This is a genomic window from Dehalococcoidia bacterium (genome assembly GCA_003597995.1).
GTDB lineage: Bacteria > Chloroflexota > Dehalococcoidia > Dehalococcoidales > UBA1222 > SURF-27.
This window is the reverse complement of the sequence record QZJY01000066.1, coordinates 1-16,106: the sequence shown is the minus strand read 5'-3', so window position 1 is coordinate 16,106 and position 16,106 is coordinate 1. Positions and strand designations below refer to the sequence as shown.

Annotated in this window: 17 protein-coding genes; 13 read left to right on the top strand and 4 right to left on the bottom strand. The window is 56.9% G+C overall.

Annotated features, from left to right (window positions below; translation table 11 throughout):
- Positions 1-339: 339 nt before the first annotated feature.
- The 8 genes from aroF to C4542_08765 are packed head-to-tail and all read left to right on the top strand — an operon-like array spanning position 340 to position 8,854.
- Complete coding sequence (gene aroF / locus C4542_08800; protein RJO60599.1) at positions 340-1,419, top strand: 3-deoxy-7-phosphoheptulonate synthase; 1,080 nt, start codon at positions 340-342, stop codon at positions 1,417-1,419.
- Positions 1,420-1,422: 3 nt separating this feature from the next.
- Positions 1,423-2,496, top strand: coding sequence for a 3-dehydroquinate synthase (gene aroB / locus C4542_08795; protein RJO60598.1), 1,074 nt, complete (start codon positions 1,423-1,425; stop codon positions 2,494-2,496).
- 2 nt (positions 2,497-2,498) lie between these two features.
- On the top strand, positions 2,499-3,155 hold the full coding sequence (locus C4542_08790) for a type I 3-dehydroquinate dehydratase (GenBank protein RJO60597.1): 657 nt from the start codon (positions 2,499-2,501) through the stop codon (positions 3,153-3,155).
- Positions 3,152-4,582: a shikimate dehydrogenase gene (locus C4542_08785; GenBank protein RJO60596.1), complete on the top strand. Its 1,431-nt coding sequence runs from the start codon at positions 3,152-3,154 to the stop codon at positions 4,580-4,582. The genes C4542_08790 and C4542_08785 overlap by 4 nt, the downstream gene beginning before the upstream one ends.
- Positions 4,527-5,831 carry a 3-phosphoshikimate 1-carboxyvinyltransferase gene (aroA, locus tag C4542_08780; protein RJO60595.1) on the top strand — a complete coding sequence of 435 codons (1,305 nt, stop codon included), beginning with the start codon at positions 4,527-4,529 and terminating at the stop codon, positions 5,829-5,831. The genes C4542_08785 and aroA overlap by 56 nt, the downstream gene beginning before the upstream one ends.
- Positions 5,812-6,903, top strand: coding sequence for a chorismate synthase (locus tag C4542_08775; protein ID RJO60594.1), 1,092 nt, complete (start codon positions 5,812-5,814; stop codon positions 6,901-6,903). The genes aroA and C4542_08775 overlap by 20 nt, the downstream gene beginning before the upstream one ends.
- A complete protein-coding gene (gene pheA / locus C4542_08770) occupies positions 6,900-7,988 on the top strand; it encodes a prephenate dehydratase (protein ID RJO60593.1) in 1,089 nt (362 codons plus the stop codon). The genes C4542_08775 and pheA overlap by 4 nt, the downstream gene beginning before the upstream one ends.
- The gene (locus tag C4542_08765; GenBank protein RJO60592.1) at positions 7,985-8,854 is read left to right on the top strand and encodes a prephenate dehydrogenase; all 870 of its coding nucleotides are present in this window, start codon (positions 7,985-7,987) and stop codon (positions 8,852-8,854) included. The genes pheA and C4542_08765 overlap by 4 nt, the downstream gene beginning before the upstream one ends.
- 3 nt (positions 8,855-8,857) lie before the next feature.
- Here C4542_08765 and C4542_08760 read toward each other — a convergent pair whose 3' ends face one another.
- The gene (locus tag C4542_08760) at positions 8,858-9,112 is read right to left on the bottom strand and encodes an NrdH-redoxin (protein RJO60591.1); all 255 of its coding nucleotides are present in this window, start codon (positions 9,110-9,112) and stop codon (positions 8,858-8,860) included.
- Between the two features lie 115 nt (positions 9,113-9,227).
- Between C4542_08760 and C4542_08755 the strand changes: the two genes are divergently transcribed.
- Positions 9,228-9,767: a GrpB family protein gene (locus C4542_08755; GenBank protein ID RJO60590.1), complete on the top strand. Its 540-nt coding sequence runs from the start codon at positions 9,228-9,230 to the stop codon at positions 9,765-9,767.
- Between the two features lie 105 nt (positions 9,768-9,872).
- Here C4542_08755 and C4542_08750 read toward each other — a convergent pair whose 3' ends face one another.
- Together C4542_08750 and C4542_08745 are read right to left on the bottom strand one after the other, a co-directional pair.
- On the bottom strand, positions 9,873-10,208 hold the full coding sequence (locus tag C4542_08750) for a zinc-binding protein (protein ID RJO60589.1): 336 nt from the start codon (positions 10,206-10,208) through the stop codon (positions 9,873-9,875).
- 208 nt (positions 10,209-10,416) lie between these two features.
- Positions 10,417-10,728, bottom strand: coding sequence for a cupin domain-containing protein (locus C4542_08745; GenBank protein RJO60588.1), 312 nt, complete (start codon positions 10,726-10,728; stop codon positions 10,417-10,419).
- Positions 10,729-10,936: 208 nt separating this feature from the next.
- Between C4542_08745 and C4542_08740 the strand changes: the two genes are divergently transcribed.
- Both C4542_08740 and C4542_08735 read left to right on the top strand, forming a co-directional pair.
- The gene (locus C4542_08740) at positions 10,937-11,278 is read left to right on the top strand and encodes a hypothetical protein (GenBank protein RJO60587.1); all 342 of its coding nucleotides are present in this window, start codon (positions 10,937-10,939) and stop codon (positions 11,276-11,278) included.
- A 475-nt stretch (positions 11,279-11,753) separates the two neighbouring features.
- Positions 11,754-13,220, top strand: coding sequence for a bifunctional metallophosphatase/5'-nucleotidase (locus C4542_08735; GenBank protein ID RJO60586.1), 1,467 nt, complete (start codon positions 11,754-11,756; stop codon positions 13,218-13,220).
- A gap of 180 nt (positions 13,221-13,400) precedes the next feature.
- Here the strand turns inward: C4542_08735 and C4542_08730 are convergent, their stop codons facing one another.
- Positions 13,401-13,661, bottom strand: coding sequence for a hypothetical protein (locus C4542_08730; GenBank protein RJO60585.1), 261 nt, complete (start codon positions 13,659-13,661; stop codon positions 13,401-13,403).
- Here C4542_08730 and C4542_08725 point away from each other — a divergent pair.
- Together C4542_08725 and C4542_08720 are read left to right on the top strand one after the other, a co-directional pair.
- The gene (locus tag C4542_08725; GenBank protein RJO60584.1) at positions 13,561-14,394 is read left to right on the top strand and encodes a hypothetical protein; all 834 of its coding nucleotides are present in this window, start codon (positions 13,561-13,563) and stop codon (positions 14,392-14,394) included. The genes C4542_08730 and C4542_08725 overlap by 101 nt on opposite strands.
- Before the next feature lie 197 nt (positions 14,395-14,591).
- Positions 14,592-15,638: a UPF0104 family protein gene (locus tag C4542_08720; GenBank protein RJO60583.1), complete on the top strand. Its 1,047-nt coding sequence runs from the start codon at positions 14,592-14,594 to the stop codon at positions 15,636-15,638.
- Positions 15,639-16,106 lie beyond the last annotated feature (468 nt).

The window sequence follows — 16,106 nt, the reverse complement described above, 5'->3', positions numbered from 1 at the left end:
GGCTATTGGAAAACTTCCGCCTTTGCGCTACTATTTGGATAACTTTGTCACTAACCCCCAAAAATCCAATATGTACTGGACTCTTACATCTTCTTGACATCCCGTCGCATTGGATGGTATAGTCTTCGGCAATGAAAATATCTATGTCGGTTTGCCTTAGCCCGGTAAACAGGTACTTCTATTACTACTTTACCTTTACTGACGCCTCAGGGCGCTCGGGGGATTAGGCACGGCTTTTTAGTCTTAACCAGTGTAAATCAAGTTCTCAAAATCCTCCCCGAGCGGGAGGATTTCTTGTTATAAGGGAATGTCGCAAAACTAAAGGGGAGGGAGTAAGAGATGATTATCATGAAAAAGGATGCCACCAGAGAAGAGGTCGACAACGTCATTGAAGAGGTTAAGAAGTTTGGCCTGCGCACCGATGTATCGACAGGCGAATCTCTGACCATCATCGGGCTGGTAGGAGACGAGCGCAAAATTCCCTTTTCGCATTTTGCCGTCCTGCCCGGGGTGAAGGAAGCGCGCATGATCGAAACACCTTATAAACTGATTAGCCGCGAGTACAGCGAGGCCTTCCAGGACCGCGCGGAGAGTCGCGTCATACACGTGGGCAACGTGGAAATCGGCGGCGAGACCCCGGCCTACATCGCCGGGCCGTGCGCCATAGAGAGTAAGGCGCAGCTCTTCCGCATAGCCGAAGAGGTAAAAAAAGCAGGAGCACACATCCTGCGCGGCGGCATCTTCAAGCCCCGCAGTTCGGCGCATTCCTTCCAGGGGCTGGGCGCCAAAGGCGACGTGGAAGCCCGTGAAGCACTCTCGTGGCTGCGCGACGCCGGACGCCAGTTCGAAATGCCCGTCATCACCGAGGTGCGCGGCGAAAACCAGGTGGACCTCATCGCCGAGTATGTGGACATCCTGCAGATAGGCGCGCGCAATATGTACGACCAAGACCTGCTGGGCACCATCGCGCGCAAGGGCAAGCCGGTGTTCTACAAGCGCCATTTCGGCGCCAGCGTGGAGGAGTTCCTTTCCTTCTCGGAGTACATCGCCGTCGAGGGCAACAAGGACATCATCCTGTGCGAGCGCGGCGAACTGCCCATCGGCAAGGGCAAGAATTTCACGCGCTATACCCTGGACCTGTCCGCCGTACCCGTCATTCAGAAGGAAACATACCTCCCGGTGCTGGTGGACCCCAGCCATGCCACAGGGCGGCGCGATTTGATATACTCTATGAGCTGCGCGGCCATGGCGGCGGGTGCAAGCGGGCTGGCGATTGAGGTACACTATAATCCAGCCGAAGCCTGGGTGGATGCGGCGCAAGCTATAACCGCGGGTGAGCTTAAAGAGATCCTCGACACCTGCAACCGCATACATGCCATCACGGCCGTACAGAATAAGAAAGTGAAAGCAGGGAAGTAACCGATGCACACGCTCAAGGTCTCGCCGGGCGCCGCAAACTATAATGTATATATCGGTTCAGGCGCTCTGCGGGACATTTCAAGTCACCTCAAACATGCGCGGATGAGTAACCGGTTGGTTCTCATCACCAACCCTTTCGTCTTCGAGTTGCACGGATATAACCTCAAGGAAGCGCTAGCCAAAGACGGCTTCGAGGTCGATGTGCTGACCGTCCCGGACGGCGAGGAGTACAAGTCGCTCGAGGCGGCCGGCGGTCTCTACGACGGGTTGAGCGCGGCACTCGTCGAGCGCAGGACTCCTGTGCTGGCGCTTGGCGGAGGCGTCATCGGCGACCTGGCAGGATTCGTGGCCGCCACCTACATGCGCGGGATGCCCCTCATACAAATTCCCACCACCCTGCTGGCACAGGTGGACAGCTCCATCGGGGGCAAGACAGCCGTCAACCACGGCAAACTCAAGAACCAGATAGGCGTCTTCTACCAGCCGGCGGCCGTTTTCAGCGACACCGCCGTGCTCAAAACACTGGCCGCGAGCCAGTTATCCAACGGCCTGGCCGAGGTCATAAAGAGCGCCGTCATCGGCGACAGGTTGCTTTTCGGGTTGCTCGAACGCAGGATGACAGAGCTTAAGTATCTCGATGAAAAAACGCTGGAAACAGCTATCCTGCGCGCCGCAGCTGTCAAGGCGCGCATCGTGAGCCGCGACGAGCGCGACAGGGGACTGCGTAACATGCTCAACTTCGGCCACACGGTGGGACACGCTATCGAGGCGGTCACCGGCTTCAAGGTGAACCACGGCACGGCTGTAGCCGTAGGCATGGTGACGGCTAGCCGCATAGCCTGCCGCATGGGTTTATTCCCTGACCGTGACTTGAAGCGTTTGATGAATATCATCACCGCTGCTGGCTTACCTATCACTATGCCGGAACTCAAAATTGCCGACGTGCTGGAGGCCATCAAGCACGACAAAAAAGTGTCGGGAGGCAGGACGAAATTCATCCTTCCCGTGCGCATCGGGCAGGTCATCATAACGGATAAAGTGGATCTCGCCATGGTGGCCGAGGCGTTGGCAGAGTAAATATGGATACGCCACGCATTTGCGCCGTCATCACGAACACAGACCTTGACTCTATCGAAAAAGTAGAGCCGCTGGTCGACCTTTTCGAAGTCAGGATAGACATAATAGGCAAGTCGTGGCGGGATGTGGCACGGGTTTTGAAGAAGCCATGGATTGCTACCAATCGACTAAAGGCCGAGGGCGGTCTGTGGGAGGGCAGCGAGGAGGCGCGCCGGGACGAGTTGCTCAGAGCGCTCAATTTAGGAGCAAGCATAGTGGACATCGAGCTGGCCGCGCCCGACCTGGATGAAATGGTGCCCGTTATTAAAAAGAAAGCTAAATGTCTCATCTCTCACCACGACACGCGCCGCACGCCGCCCCCCGCGGAGTTGCGCCGCATTATCGAGGATGAACTGGCGGCGGGTGCCGATATCTGCAAGCTGGTGACCACCGCCCGCAGCTTCGACGATAACGCGAATGTCATAGGAATGATGAGCGAGTTCCGCCCCGCTGAGATAGTGGCTTTTGCCATGGGACAGCGCGGCCAGATGAGCCGCATCCTCTGCCCGCTTTGCGGAGGCGCTTTCACCTATGCAGCGATAAACGAGGGAGCGCAGTCAGCTTCCGGGCAGCTCACTGTCTCTCAGCTGCGGAGTATATATGAGATGATACACTTATGATAAACGCCACGACAAGATTGTGCGGCGTCATCGGCGACCCGGTGAGCCACACCCTTTCGCCTGCCATGCACAACGCCGTCATGGCCAGCCTCGGGCTGGACTACGCCTATCTAGCCTTCCGGGTGAAGAGCACGGAGCTTGGCACCGCCATACAGGGCATGAAGGCCCTAGGCATAAGGGGACTGAACGTCACTATTCCCCACAAAGCCGCCGTCGTGCCGCTCCTCGACGAGCTTGACCCGCTGGCCCGGGACATCGGTGCGGTCAACACCATCGTCAACGACAACGGCAGGCTCAAAGGCTATAATACAGATGCCAGTGGCTTTCTGCAGTCTTTGCTGGCAGCCAGCTTCAACCCGCAGGGCAAAAGAATTGTTCTGATGGGCGCGGGCGGTGCCGCCCGTGCCATCGGTTTCGCCCTGGCGCAGAGCGGAGCCTCTATCACAGTCCTAAACCGCAAGATAGAAATGGAACAGGCTGTCCTGCTGGCACAAAACCTGAGCCGGGTGGCCAAATCGAAAGTGGACGCCCTTGAACTTGATGCCGCTAACCTCAAGACCGCGCTAGTAAAGGCTGACCTGTTGGTCAATGCTACCAGCGTCGGCATGTCGCCCGGCGCCGGGGATACACCCGTTCCGGCTCACCTGCTCCGGTCCAGCCTGACCGTCTTCGATGTCGTCTATGCCCCGCTTGAGACGCGCTTGCTCCGGGAGGCCGCCGCTCGGGGCTGCCGGGTTATCAGCGGGCTGGAAATGCTGGTACGCCAGGGTGCTCTTGCATTCGAGTTGTGGACCGGCAAAGAGGCTCCGCTGGACATGATGCGGCAGGCCGCTCTGGTCGCCCTCACCCAGGGCAAGGATGGGAAACACAGCAAAAAGGCAAAGGAACCGGCTAAGGTCAAAACGAGCGTGGCGCTCATCGGATTCATGGGCGCCGGAAAGTCGTCCGTGGGCCGGGCGCTGGCCAGAAAGCTGAAAAAAACTTTCGTGGATGTAGACAAACTCATCGAGAAAAAAGCTGGCAAGAGCATCGCTCACATTTTCAAAGAAGACGGCGAGCCTGCCTTCCGGGAGCTGGAGCGGGTCGTAACCGCCGAGGTGGCGCGCCAGGCAGGACAGGTCATCGCCTGCGGCGGCGGCGTGGTACTCAACAAGTCCAATACGGATGCGCTGAGAAAAACAGCCGTTCTGGTATATCTTAAGGCTTCAGAGGGAGCCGTGCGCAAGCGGGTATCCTCCGCCAAGGGCAAGCGCCCCCTGCTGGCAAATATAAAGGGTGCAAAGTCCATCGAGGTTCTTATGGCGCAGCGCCGTCCCCTCTACGAGCAAGCGTCCGATATTACTCTGGACACATCCAGACTCGGTATCGAGGATGCCGCTGACAAGATTATCGAAAGACTGGGTGAATATGAAGGTTTCCGTCTCTAAAAGCCTGGTGCACGGCATTCTGGACGCGCCGTCATCCAAGAGCTACACCATCCGCGCGCTGATGTGCGCCGCTTTATCCCCCGGCCAGAGCTATATCCGCCGCGCCCTGTCGTCGGACGACACCCTGGCTGCCGCCGAGGTGCTGCAAAAAATAGGCACCGACGTGCGCCAGAGCGCCTACGGCTGGCGCGTCAGCGGCGGCAAACTCAAAGCCCCTGACTCCGAGCTTTTCTGCCGCGATTCCGCCGCCACCTTCCGCTTTATGATAGCGCTTTCGGCGGTAGTGCCGGGTACGGTTCGGTTGGTTCCCGGCGCCGGGATGGCTAAACGACCAGTGCTGCCGCTCATCGACGCCCTGGCCCAACTCAACGTCAAATGCCGTTTGGATGGCTCAACAGTAGTGGTCGAGGGCGGCTCCTTCAGCGGAGGCACGGTGAAAATGCCGGGCGATGTCAGCTCGCAATTCATCTCTGCGCTGCTGCTGGCGGCGCCGTTAGCGCCTCAGGGAATGCATATAGAGTTAACCACGCCGCTGGCTTCCAGACCCTATATCGACATGACCATCGAGTGCCTCAAGAAGTTCGGCATACGCGTCGCAGCGTCGCCGGATATGGCGGATTTCAAGGTTGCCCGGCAAGATTACCGCCCTGCCGATTACACTGTGGAGGGCGACTGGTCGCAGGCGTCCTATCTGCTGGCGCTGGGGGCGCTTTCCGGCGAAGTGGTGGTCACCAACCTCAACGCCGAGAGTTTGCAGGGAGACCGCGTGGTGCTCAACCTGCTTCAAAAGATGGGGACGCGCCTTTCTGTGCGGCGCAGCTCCGTTATGGTGCAAAAGTCTTATCTGCACGGCATAACAGCGGACCTGACAGACTGCATCGACCTGCTGCCCACGCTGGCGGTGCTGGCGGCGGCGGCCGAGGGCGAGAGCCATTTCAGCGGCATCAGAAGCGCGCGACTCAAGGAATCCAACCGCGTGGAGGCTTTAAAGCAGGAGCTGCAAAAAATGGGCGTCCGCGTACGCGAGGAGGAAAACCGCCTCTCAATTATGGGGGGGCGCCTCAGGGGAGCGGAGATAGACAGCCACGCCGACCACCGTCTGGCGATGGCCTTCGGCGTCCTGGGAACGGACGTCGGCGACACCACAATCCTGGGGGCGGAGAGCGTGGAGAAAACCTATCCCGAATTCTGGAAGGCGCTGGCTTCACTTGGCGCAAAGGTGGAAAGCGATGTCAAACAGCCTGGGTAAATTATTCAGTGTTACCAGCTTCGGCGAAAGCCACGGCGAACTCGTCGGTGTTGTCATCGACGGCTGCCCGGCCGGCCTGGCGCTCTCCGAAGCCGACTTGCAGCCTGACCTGGACCGGCGCAAGCCCGGGATGAGCTCCGTATCTTCACCGCGGCAGGAGGAGGACAAAGGCGTCATCCTGTCGGGTGTATTTAGCGGCAGGACGACCGGAGCGCCCCTGTGCCTGGCGGTCTGGAACGAGGATAAAGACTCGAGTGCCTATGAGAAAACGCGTTTCGTGCCACGCCCCGGCCACGCCGATTATACGGCTTATGTCAAATACGGCGGTTATGCCGACTACCGCGGCGGAGGGCGTTTTTCCGGGCGCATCACTTCCGGGCTGGTCATGGCAGGAGCGGTGGCCAAAAAGCTGCTGGCGACACTGCGCATCGAGGTACTGGCGCACACTACTGAGATAGGCGGTATCAAAGCCATCGCCCGCGATTACGACGAGATACGCAAGAACGCCCCCGGGAGTGCCGTGCACTGCTCCAACCTTCAGACGGCGGAGGTGATGGTGCAGACCATCGAGAAGGCAAGGCAATCAGGAGACAGCCTGGGAGGTATTATCGAGGTCATTGCGCTGGGAGTCCCGGCAGGACTGGGCGAACCTGTTTTTGACACGCTCGAGGGAGAGCTTTCCAAAGCCTTCTTTGCCATACCGGCCGTCAAGGGAGTAGAGTTCGGCGCCGGCTTTTCAGTGTCGCACCTCAAGGGCTCGGAGAACAATGACCCATTCACCGTTAGAAAAGGCCGGGTTCTTACCACTTCCAACCGCGCCGGCGGGGCGCTGGGCGGCATCTCCACCGGCATGCCCGTAGTGGCCCGCATCGCCGTCAAACCCACACCGTCCATCTCCCAGCCGCAGCGCAGTGTAGATTTGCAGACCATGAGCGTAACTGAACTGGCCATCAGCGGCAGGCACGACCCCTGTATTGTGCCGCGCGCCGTGGTGGTGACGGAAGCCGCCATGGCGGTGGTGCTATGCGACTTGGCTATGAGGGCAGGCAAACTGCCGGGGGTGTTGGCATGAGCCTTGAATATTTACGCCGCTCTGTAGATGACGTAGATGCCCGCCTGGTCAGGTTGCTGGCAGAAAGGCTTAAGCTTTCCAGCGAAATTGGGAAGGAGAAGACCAGGTTGGGGAAGTCCTTGACCGACGCGTCGCGTGAAGCCGTCGTCATGGAACGCATCCGCAAACTGGCAGCGGACGAGGGTATCGATGCAAGCGCTGTCGAGAGTGTTTACCGCCGCATAATAGCCGCTTCTAAAGGCGTCCAGGGTATCAGTGTGGCCTTCCAGGGCGAACCCGGTGCCTACAGCCAGCAGGCAGCCTTCAACTTCTTCGGCGCGGCTATTGAGACAAAACCCTGCGAGACGCTGGAGGATGTTTTCAGCGCAGTAGAGCGTGGCGAAGCCGGCTTCGCCGTGGTGCCCGTGGAAAATTCTCTGGAAGGCAGTATCAGCAAGACCTACGACCTGCTGCTCGAATCGCCGCTCAAGGTGTGCGGCGAACTCAACCTGCGCGTCTCGCACTGCCTTATCGCCAGCCCGGGAGCCAGTCTGGCCCAGATAAAGAGCGTCTATTCCCATCCGCAGGCGCTGGGACAGTGCCAGGCATTCTTAAAACATCTCGGCTGCCATACTATCCCAACACTGGACACGGCGGGCAGCGTGAAAATGATAAAGGAAAAGAAGCTCCTTGATGCGGCGGCGGTCGCCAGCTCGCGTTCAGCCTCTATTTATGACATGCGCATACTCGCCAGCGGCATTGAGGACACCACTAATAACTTCACGCGATTTTTCGTGCTGTCGGGAGAGGACTCGCCGCCCACCGGTAACGACAAGACCTCGCTCGTGTTCTCGGTCAAGGACCGCCCGGGTTCGCTTTTCGACTTCCTGCGCGAACTGGCGGACAGAAAGATAAACCTGACCAAAATTGAATCGCGCCCCACCCGCCGCAAGCCATGGGAGTATAACTTCTACCTCGATTTCGAGGGGCACCGCCTGGATAAAGGCGTTGCGGAGGTGCTTAAAGCGCTCGAGGCGCACGTCATCTTCCTCAAGGTGCTCGGCTCTTATCCTAAAGCCGCCACCGAGACAGGAGAGCAGTCGTGAAAATAGCCATTGTCGGCGGAGCGGGCAAAATGGGGAAATGGATGGCTCGTTTCCTGCTGGCCGAAAAGATAGAGGTTATCCTCATCGGTAGCAATGAGGAAAGGCTGTCCGCCGCCCGCAAAGAACTCCATGTCGAGGGTACGACAGACCTGGGAGCGGTGAGCCAGGCCGACCTCATCATTATTTCTGTCCCCATCGCCACCTTCGAGTCAATTGTAAAGGAGCTAAGCCGCTTCGTAAAGAAGGGCCAGACAGTTATCGACGTCACATCGGTCAAGACCATGCCTGTCGAAGTCATGCACAGGTATCTCGCGGGCTGCCTGGTGCTGGGCACTCACCCCGTCTTCGGCCCCGGCGCCGAGGGACTCACCGGGCATAACGTCGTGCTCACTCCTACCAGCGATTCAGAAAAAGCGCTGGCGGAACAGGCTAAAAGCTTCCTGGAGAAAAGGGGCGCAAACGTGAAACTGATGACGCCCGCCGAACACGACCGTCTGATGGCCGTCGTGCTGGGGCTGGCGCATTACATCGCCATAGTGTCAGGCGATACGCTGCTCAACCTGGATAACCTGGCGGATATGAAGCTTGCCAGCGGCGTCACCTTCAGGGTGCTGATGACGCTGGTGGCCAGCGTGCTAAACGAAGACCCGTCGCTCTATGCTTCAATACAGACCAACCTGCCCGAGCTGCCCGCCATCGAGGCGGAGTTTATCAATAAAGCCTCGCAATGGGCTGAACTGGTGAAGCAAAAGGACAGCCCGGAGTTTATCCGCCGTATGGCCGAACTGCATAACAAGCTGGAACAAATCACTTCCGGGGATGGAAAGGCATATCGCGATATGTACCGCATAGCAGAAGGGCGTTAAAGCCTATTTCTTTATCTTGAGCGCCACGTCCAGTTTGAACTGGTTGAAACCCACCAGCATTACACCGTCCGCGATGATGACAGGTACGCCCATCTGGCCGGATTTCTGCACCATTTCATCAGCCGCCCTCCTGTCCGCGGCCACGTCTATCTCTTCGAAAGCGATGCCTTTTCCTGCCAGGTATTCCTTGGCCTTGCGGCAAACGGAGCAATTGGGCGTGGTATAAATGGTGACTTTGTGTTCTGATTTGCCGAACATCGGTCCCCCCTAACTGTTAAGTTGAATCATTCTATCATTTGTGCTTTGAGGCAGTAAAGCCAAATCAGCGCCCAGCTTTGACAATAATTATCGTGGAGTGGTAGATTGCCGACAGATGCGTAAAGTCGAAGTCGTCCCCTACGACCCTGCCTGGCCCCGCTCATTTGAAGCCGAGACCAAACTCCTTGCCGATATTCTAGGAGCAGAATTGGTGAGCATACACCACATCGGCAGCACTTCGGTACCCGGCCTCCAGGCCAAACCCATCATCGATATGCTGGCCGAGGTGTGCAATATTGAGGCTCTCGATGGTCTGAATGAGAGGATGACTTCAGTGGGGTACACACCAATGGGTGAATACGGTATTGCAGGGCGTCGCTATTTCTTCAAAGGCTCACTGGACTCACACACGTACCACCTACATGCCTTCGCGGAGGGACACCCGGAGGTTGCCCGCCACCTGCTTTTCCGCGACTATCTCCGCTCACACCCGCAAGAAGCGAGGCGGTACGCCAGTTTGAAGGAGTCGCTAGCGACGAAGTTCCCGGGCGACACCGAGGCTTACGCGCAAGGCAAAGACGCTTTTATCAAAGAGATAGACCGCAAGGCGGCTGCATGGTCTCTGTCCGGCGGGTGTTCTTCAACCAGCGCGTAGCAACGCTAGGCGCTTGGCTCTAATTGCCGCCACACCACCCTCTCCCTTAATAAAAAAGAGGCAGGGCATAAGCCCTGCCTCAATAGTCCAAAAAAGGAGTTGTGGTTAGCTCTTGCTCTTGGTGTAGCAGTCGCTGCAGTAAATCGGACGTCCGTTCCTTGGTTCGAACGGTACCTGGGTGTCCTTGCCGCAGGTGGCGCAGACTGCCGGGAACATCTGCCGCTGACCGCCGGTTTCCTGCACGCCCAGCCGCTGTTTCTTAGCAGCGCGGCAGGTCGGGCAGCGCTTGGGGTCGTTGGTAAAGCCTTTTTTGGCATAGAATTCCTGCTCGGCGGCGGTAAATGTGAAATCGGCTTTGCAGTCTACGCACGCGAGGGTTCTGTCCTGATAGCTCAAGGATGACCTCCCTTCTTTCAAACTCGGCTGAAGTCTGTCATCCATGGCCTGGACACCGTGTTACGACGAGCTAACTCACAGGTTGGGAGTACCAAACTCTATACCTGGCTGGGATTATGGCACAGGCATGGGGCATTGTCAATAGATTTGTGCGTAATCTGCCAGTATAAATCTCGTTCGTGGCAGACGTACCCGTGTAGGGGCGGGTTTCAAACCCGCCCTTTCGATGGGCGAGGATTGCCTTTCCTCCACCCTATGCTTTTATCATCACCAGCAGCATCTTGAAACGTTTGATGGCGCGGAGGGCATGCGGCTTTCCCGCAGGCATGACCACCATTTCCCCCTGCTTGACGGTGATGGCCTTGCCTGAGATGGTCACTTCGGCTTCTCCGTCGAGCACCTGTACCAGCGCATCGAAGGGAGCCGTGTGCTCGCTTAATCCCTGCCCGGCATCGAAAGCAAACAGAGTAACCGTGCCCGCTTTTTTATCGAGCAGGGTCCGGCTGACCACCGCATCCCGCTGGTATTCGACAGCCTCTATCAGATTAACCGACTGTTCTTCCATCATTCACTCCTTTCATGATTATATGCATTATTATATGCATTCTAGGCGCTGATTAGAAACCCTGCAGTGACATTAGTCTCACGTTTTGAGTATTCCGCTGTTTTTTGACATCACAGCGCCGCATATTTACAATCAGCAGATACTGTAGTGAGGTGAATTATGAAAACCCGCACCATACGCCAGCAGGTCACCTTCAAAGCCAGCCCGCATGAGCTGTACGAGCTGCTTATGGACGAGAAAAAGCACGGGCAGTTCACCCGGTCCAGAACCACCATCAGCCGCAAGGTCGGCGGCAAAATCAGCTCCGGCGACGGCTATATCGACGGCATCAATCTCGAGCTCGTTCCGGACAAGAAAATCGTGCAGTCCTGGCGCGCAAGCGACTGGCCGGAGGGGCACTACCCGAGCCACCTGGGAGTTCTCTCCTGTCGCCGGTGGCACGCGCATGATTTTCACCCAGAGCGGCGTGCCCGATGACCAGTATGAATCCATCGCTCAGGGCTGGCGCGACTACTACTGGGAATCCATGAAGGAAACTCTGGAAAAGTAGGCCTACTTAAATACCATATCCACCCCTACTAATGGCGCATTGACAACCGGTTCGATTAGCCTAGAATAGGCTTAGAGTTATGTTAAAAGGAGGGGGTGATATGGATAGCCTAAAAAGCGCTTTGTTCAGACTCAAGCGGCTTTTCTGGATGCCCAGGCAAAAGTACGCCTACCTGTGCCAGAGAAGCGGTTTTTACAACAGCATATGAAACCCTGAAAAGATTTTACGATATTTAAATTTAAGAGGAGGGGAAAATCCCTCCTCTTTGATTTTGTGAAAGAGGGAATGGAAAATAGTCCAGAATCATATGAACAATAACCATATCGAAAACTTCTTTTTGCGTTCCATGTCACCGTTCTCATGCTATAATCAAGTTTAATATCGCGGCGGCAAGTTTAAATGCCACCCAAAATACGGGCCGAAGATGCGGCGGACTGCACAAGAATTTCTCTCACGGAAGGGTTAGGAGATAAATATGGGAACCACCAGGAAGTTCACTATTTTGCATTCCAACGATATGCACGGCGATTTTTTGGCCGAGGCCAGCGCCGGCAAGGGCGACCTCATCGGCGGGCTGGCGCTGCTCTCCGGCTATATCAACAAGGTGCGCAAAGAGGAGGGAAACGTCCTCTACGTTATCGCCGGAGATATGGTGCAGGGCTCGCTTATCGACGCGGAGTACAAAGGCATCTCCACCATGGAGATAATGAACTACCTGGCCCCCGATGTGGTGACGCTGGGCAACCACGAGTTCGACTACGGCCTGCCGCACCTGCTGTTCCTGGAGAAGGTGGCCAACTTCCCCATCGTCAACGCCAATCTTTATATCAAGGGATACAACAAACGCCTCATGAAGCCCTTCCAGGTAATCCCCAAGGCCGGCTTCGACATCATGTTCATCGGCATCATCACCGACAAGGTCATCGACTCCGTCAAGAAGGACTCCCTAGTCGGCAGCTTCATCTCGCTGGAGGAAGCCAGCCGCGAGGTAGGCATCATCACCGACGCCTACAAGCACGATGACATAGACCTGACCGTTCTGCTGACTCATATCGGCTACGACTCTGACATTGAGCTGGCCAAATTGCTCCGACCGGAATGGGGCGTGGACATAATTATCGGCGGACATTCGCACACCATCCTGGAGCATCCTGCCAAGGTCAACAACGTACTCATCGCGCAGGCAGGCGTGGGCACCAACCAGATAGGCCGCTTTGACATCACGGTGGACGACGACACCAACAGCATCATCGACTACAAATGGCAGCTCATCCCCATCGAGCAGGGCATCGCCGAACCCGATACGAAGCTCCAGGAGTACATAGACTCTTTCGCCACCGTGGTGGACCGCAAGTACGGCTCCATCATCTGCAAGTTCACCGAGGCTCTGACCCACCCCAGGCGCGAGGTGGAAACCCCCCTGGGCGACCTTTTTGCCGACGCCCTGGCCGAGATGGGAGAGTGCGACGTCATGTTTGTAGGTTCGGGCTCTATCCGCAGCACGGAGCTCGGCCCGGTGGTCACCCTCAAGGACTACCGCTCGTGCTTCCCCTACGAGGACTACATGTCGCGCTTCACCGTCACGGGGAAAACGCTGAAGACCATGTTCGCCCGCTTTATGCGCACCGAGAACCGCAACGGCGAGGGCGAATGCTACCAGGTCAATGGCAAGATTCGGGCTGTGTATAATGACGCCGCGCACCAGTTGACATCGCTCACCTTCGACGGCCAGCCTGTCGAGGATAACAAGCTGTACACCGCGGGGCTCATCGGCTACCACATCATCAACTGCGAGCCCTATTTCGGCGTCACTCAGGAAGAGCTGCTGGCCGCCGGCAAGAGCAAGGTCATCGCCACCAACGTCACCGACGTGCTGGAGGAATACCTCAAGGGACACCAGAATATCGGGCGCAAGGTGGAGGGGCGGCTGGTTTACGTATAGATTTATCCGTCTGACAATTCGGACGCGATTCTTCGTCCGTCTGTGGCGGACTCAGAATGACAGGTCAAAAAAGAGGAAGGCGCTTTCAGCGCCTTCCTCTTTGACAAACCGTCGTTGCGAATCCCCGACGCAGTCGGGGTGAAGCAATCTCATAGGACTGTGAGATGGATTAAGCCTAGTCTATCTCTTCCCCTCCGCCACCTGCTCCATCTCATAGAGCCGCGTGTAGTAGTCGGGAATCTCGTTGAGGTGCGCCCAGGCGATTTTGCCAGTCATCACCGGGTCGTCGTTAGTGACGTTGGTGCGCGGGTCAACCTTGCCGTGCTCCAGTTCCACATCCATGCCCATGCGGAACTGCTCGACGTTCCACTTCTTGAAGTCGATGCCCAGCTTTTTGGCGACCTCTCTGGCCTGCTCGGTGGTGAAAACCTTCTTAGCCATTTTTACCCTCCTTTATGCTTGTATTTCATTATGGCCGAACGGCCAGGTGGCGTCAACAATACTCTCATTTGGCGGGAGGCAAGGGGGTCTCTCCCTTTCGCAAAAGGGAGATGAAAGAGGGATTTTCCCCACGGAGAGCACAGCGATTGATAAAGATTGCTTCGTCAGTCTGCTCAAGGCAGACTTCCTCGCAACGACGGAGCCCATTCCATTCTGCGCCTTTTCGTGCTATCTTGAAGATAGGACACACGGGGAGGAAGCCATGTCGAAGCAATTGAACCTCAAGGATATTCTCGACCTGGCGGTGCTCAAGGAAGTCGAGGCGCAGGAACTCTACGCCGACCTCTGCCGCAAGTCTAAGAGCGGGGCCGTGCAGGAGACCTTTCAAGCGCTCATCAGCCAGGAAAAGCAGCACCAGACGTTGCTGGAAAAATACCGCGCCGGGGAGCTCGGGCAGGGAGCCCTGCGCATGGAGCATCCCTGCGACTACCACATCGCCGAGCACTTCGCCGAGCCCAAGCCGGCCGCAATCATGGAGCTGAAGGACGTATTCCTCTTTGCCGCAGACCGAGAGAGGGACTCGCACGACTTTTATCTCAAGCTGGCGCACCTGCACGCGGCGGGAGATGTGCGCGTCCTGCTGGAAAAGCTGGCCTCGCAGGAGCTGGAGCACAAGGCCATGGTGGAGTCGCTCTTCACCGAGGTGGCCTTCCCGCAGACCGACGGGGGATAGGGAGAAAGCACCAAATCCCAAGCACTAAATACCAAGCACCAAATACTAAATCCTAAATAAGCTCAAAGCACCAAATCTCAAATTCAAAATGGTTTTGGATTTCGTATTTTGAACATTGTTTAGTATTTAGATATTAGTATTTAGAATTTCGTCGTTGACTTGTCATAGAAATCGTCAAGCCGATATAATCGAGGTATATGGCTGACGCAGAGCAACCGCGGCTTCCCCGGTCTTACTCCCGGCTGACCGTCATTACCATCCTGCTGCTGGTGGCGGTGGGCGCCGCCATCGTCATTATCGACCGCAAGCAGGTAGCCCTGCTCATGCAAACCTCCGACTGGAGCTACCTTATCGGGGCGGTGGCATTCACGGGGCTATCCTACCTGGCAGGGAGCGCCACCTTCCTGGTCATCATGCGCATTTTCAAGAACAGGCTCGGGATTGCGCACCTCCTGAACATAGGCATGGTATCCATGGTGCTGCAGAACCTCATCGGGCCGCCTTCCGGCATGTCGGTCAGGATACTGCTGCTGGGCAGGCACGGCGTCAAGAACTCCGAGATAGTGGCCTCCTCGCTGCTGCTGTCCTACTTCAAGAACCTGCTCTATTTCTCGCTCATCCCCATCAGCCTGATATGGATCGTGGTGAGCCACCCCCTCCCCGCCTTCGGCGCCGCCACCATCCTGCTCATCATCGCAGTACTGATAGTGCTGCTGGTGGTAGCTAGCAGCATCGCCTTTTACGCCCGGCTGCGCGCCTTCGTGCTGCGGGGCATCGGACGCGCCTGGCGCAAGGTAAGCAAGCGCGACATCCAGAAGCACCTGGACCAGTTCAGCGAGTCTCTGACTCTCGGCACGGATAATCTGAGGCGCAAAAAGGAAAACCGCCTGCCGCTGGCGGTGACCATCGTGGTAGACGTGGGGACGACCCTCGCGGTGCTGTGGTTCTGCTTCGCCGCGCTCGGCATCGAGGTGGACCCGTGGGTGCTGTTCACCGGCTTCAATTTCGGCATCACGCTGACGATCATCTCGTTCATACCGGGCGACATCGGCGTGCAGGAGGCCTCCATGGCGGGTGTGTTCGCCCTGTTCGGGGTGCCCTTCTCGCAGGGCGTCATCGCGGCGGTGCTGTTCAGGGTGGTGTACTACTTCGTGCCTTTCATCCTCACGCTGCCTTTATACTGGAAACTGCTGCGGGAGAAGGTGGCGGAGGTGAAATCCGAAGCACCAGGCACCAAACCCTAAATAAGCTCCAAGCACTAAATCCTGAACCTAAAGGTGAAAGCTATCAGCTCTCAGCGTTCAGCTATCGGCTTGCGATTCGTTTTCGTTTCGCGTAGAAACCTTTTTTCGGGAAACGACTGCTGCCGGTTTAGCCGTGATTCAGGCGTGAGAGCCGTTCAGTGGAAACGACGATTGGTTCCGCCGCCAGCCATGATTCATTCTTCGATTTCCTTGGAATTTCCGTATTCGTTTCACCTCTCAGGCAGGGAAAGATGGGCTTAAACCCCCGTTTTGGGCATTCGTTCCGCTTTTTTCACGAGTGGGGCGGGACGAATGAGATTCCAATCGGCGCGAATTTCCGGCTTTAAGCAGATAACGCGAGAGCATAATTGACGTTCCCCCCGTAAATAAAGCCAACAGCATCTTAGGGTTCTCCGCTAGAATATAGCGAACAGGAGGACTCTACATGCAACGCAAGAAATACACGGA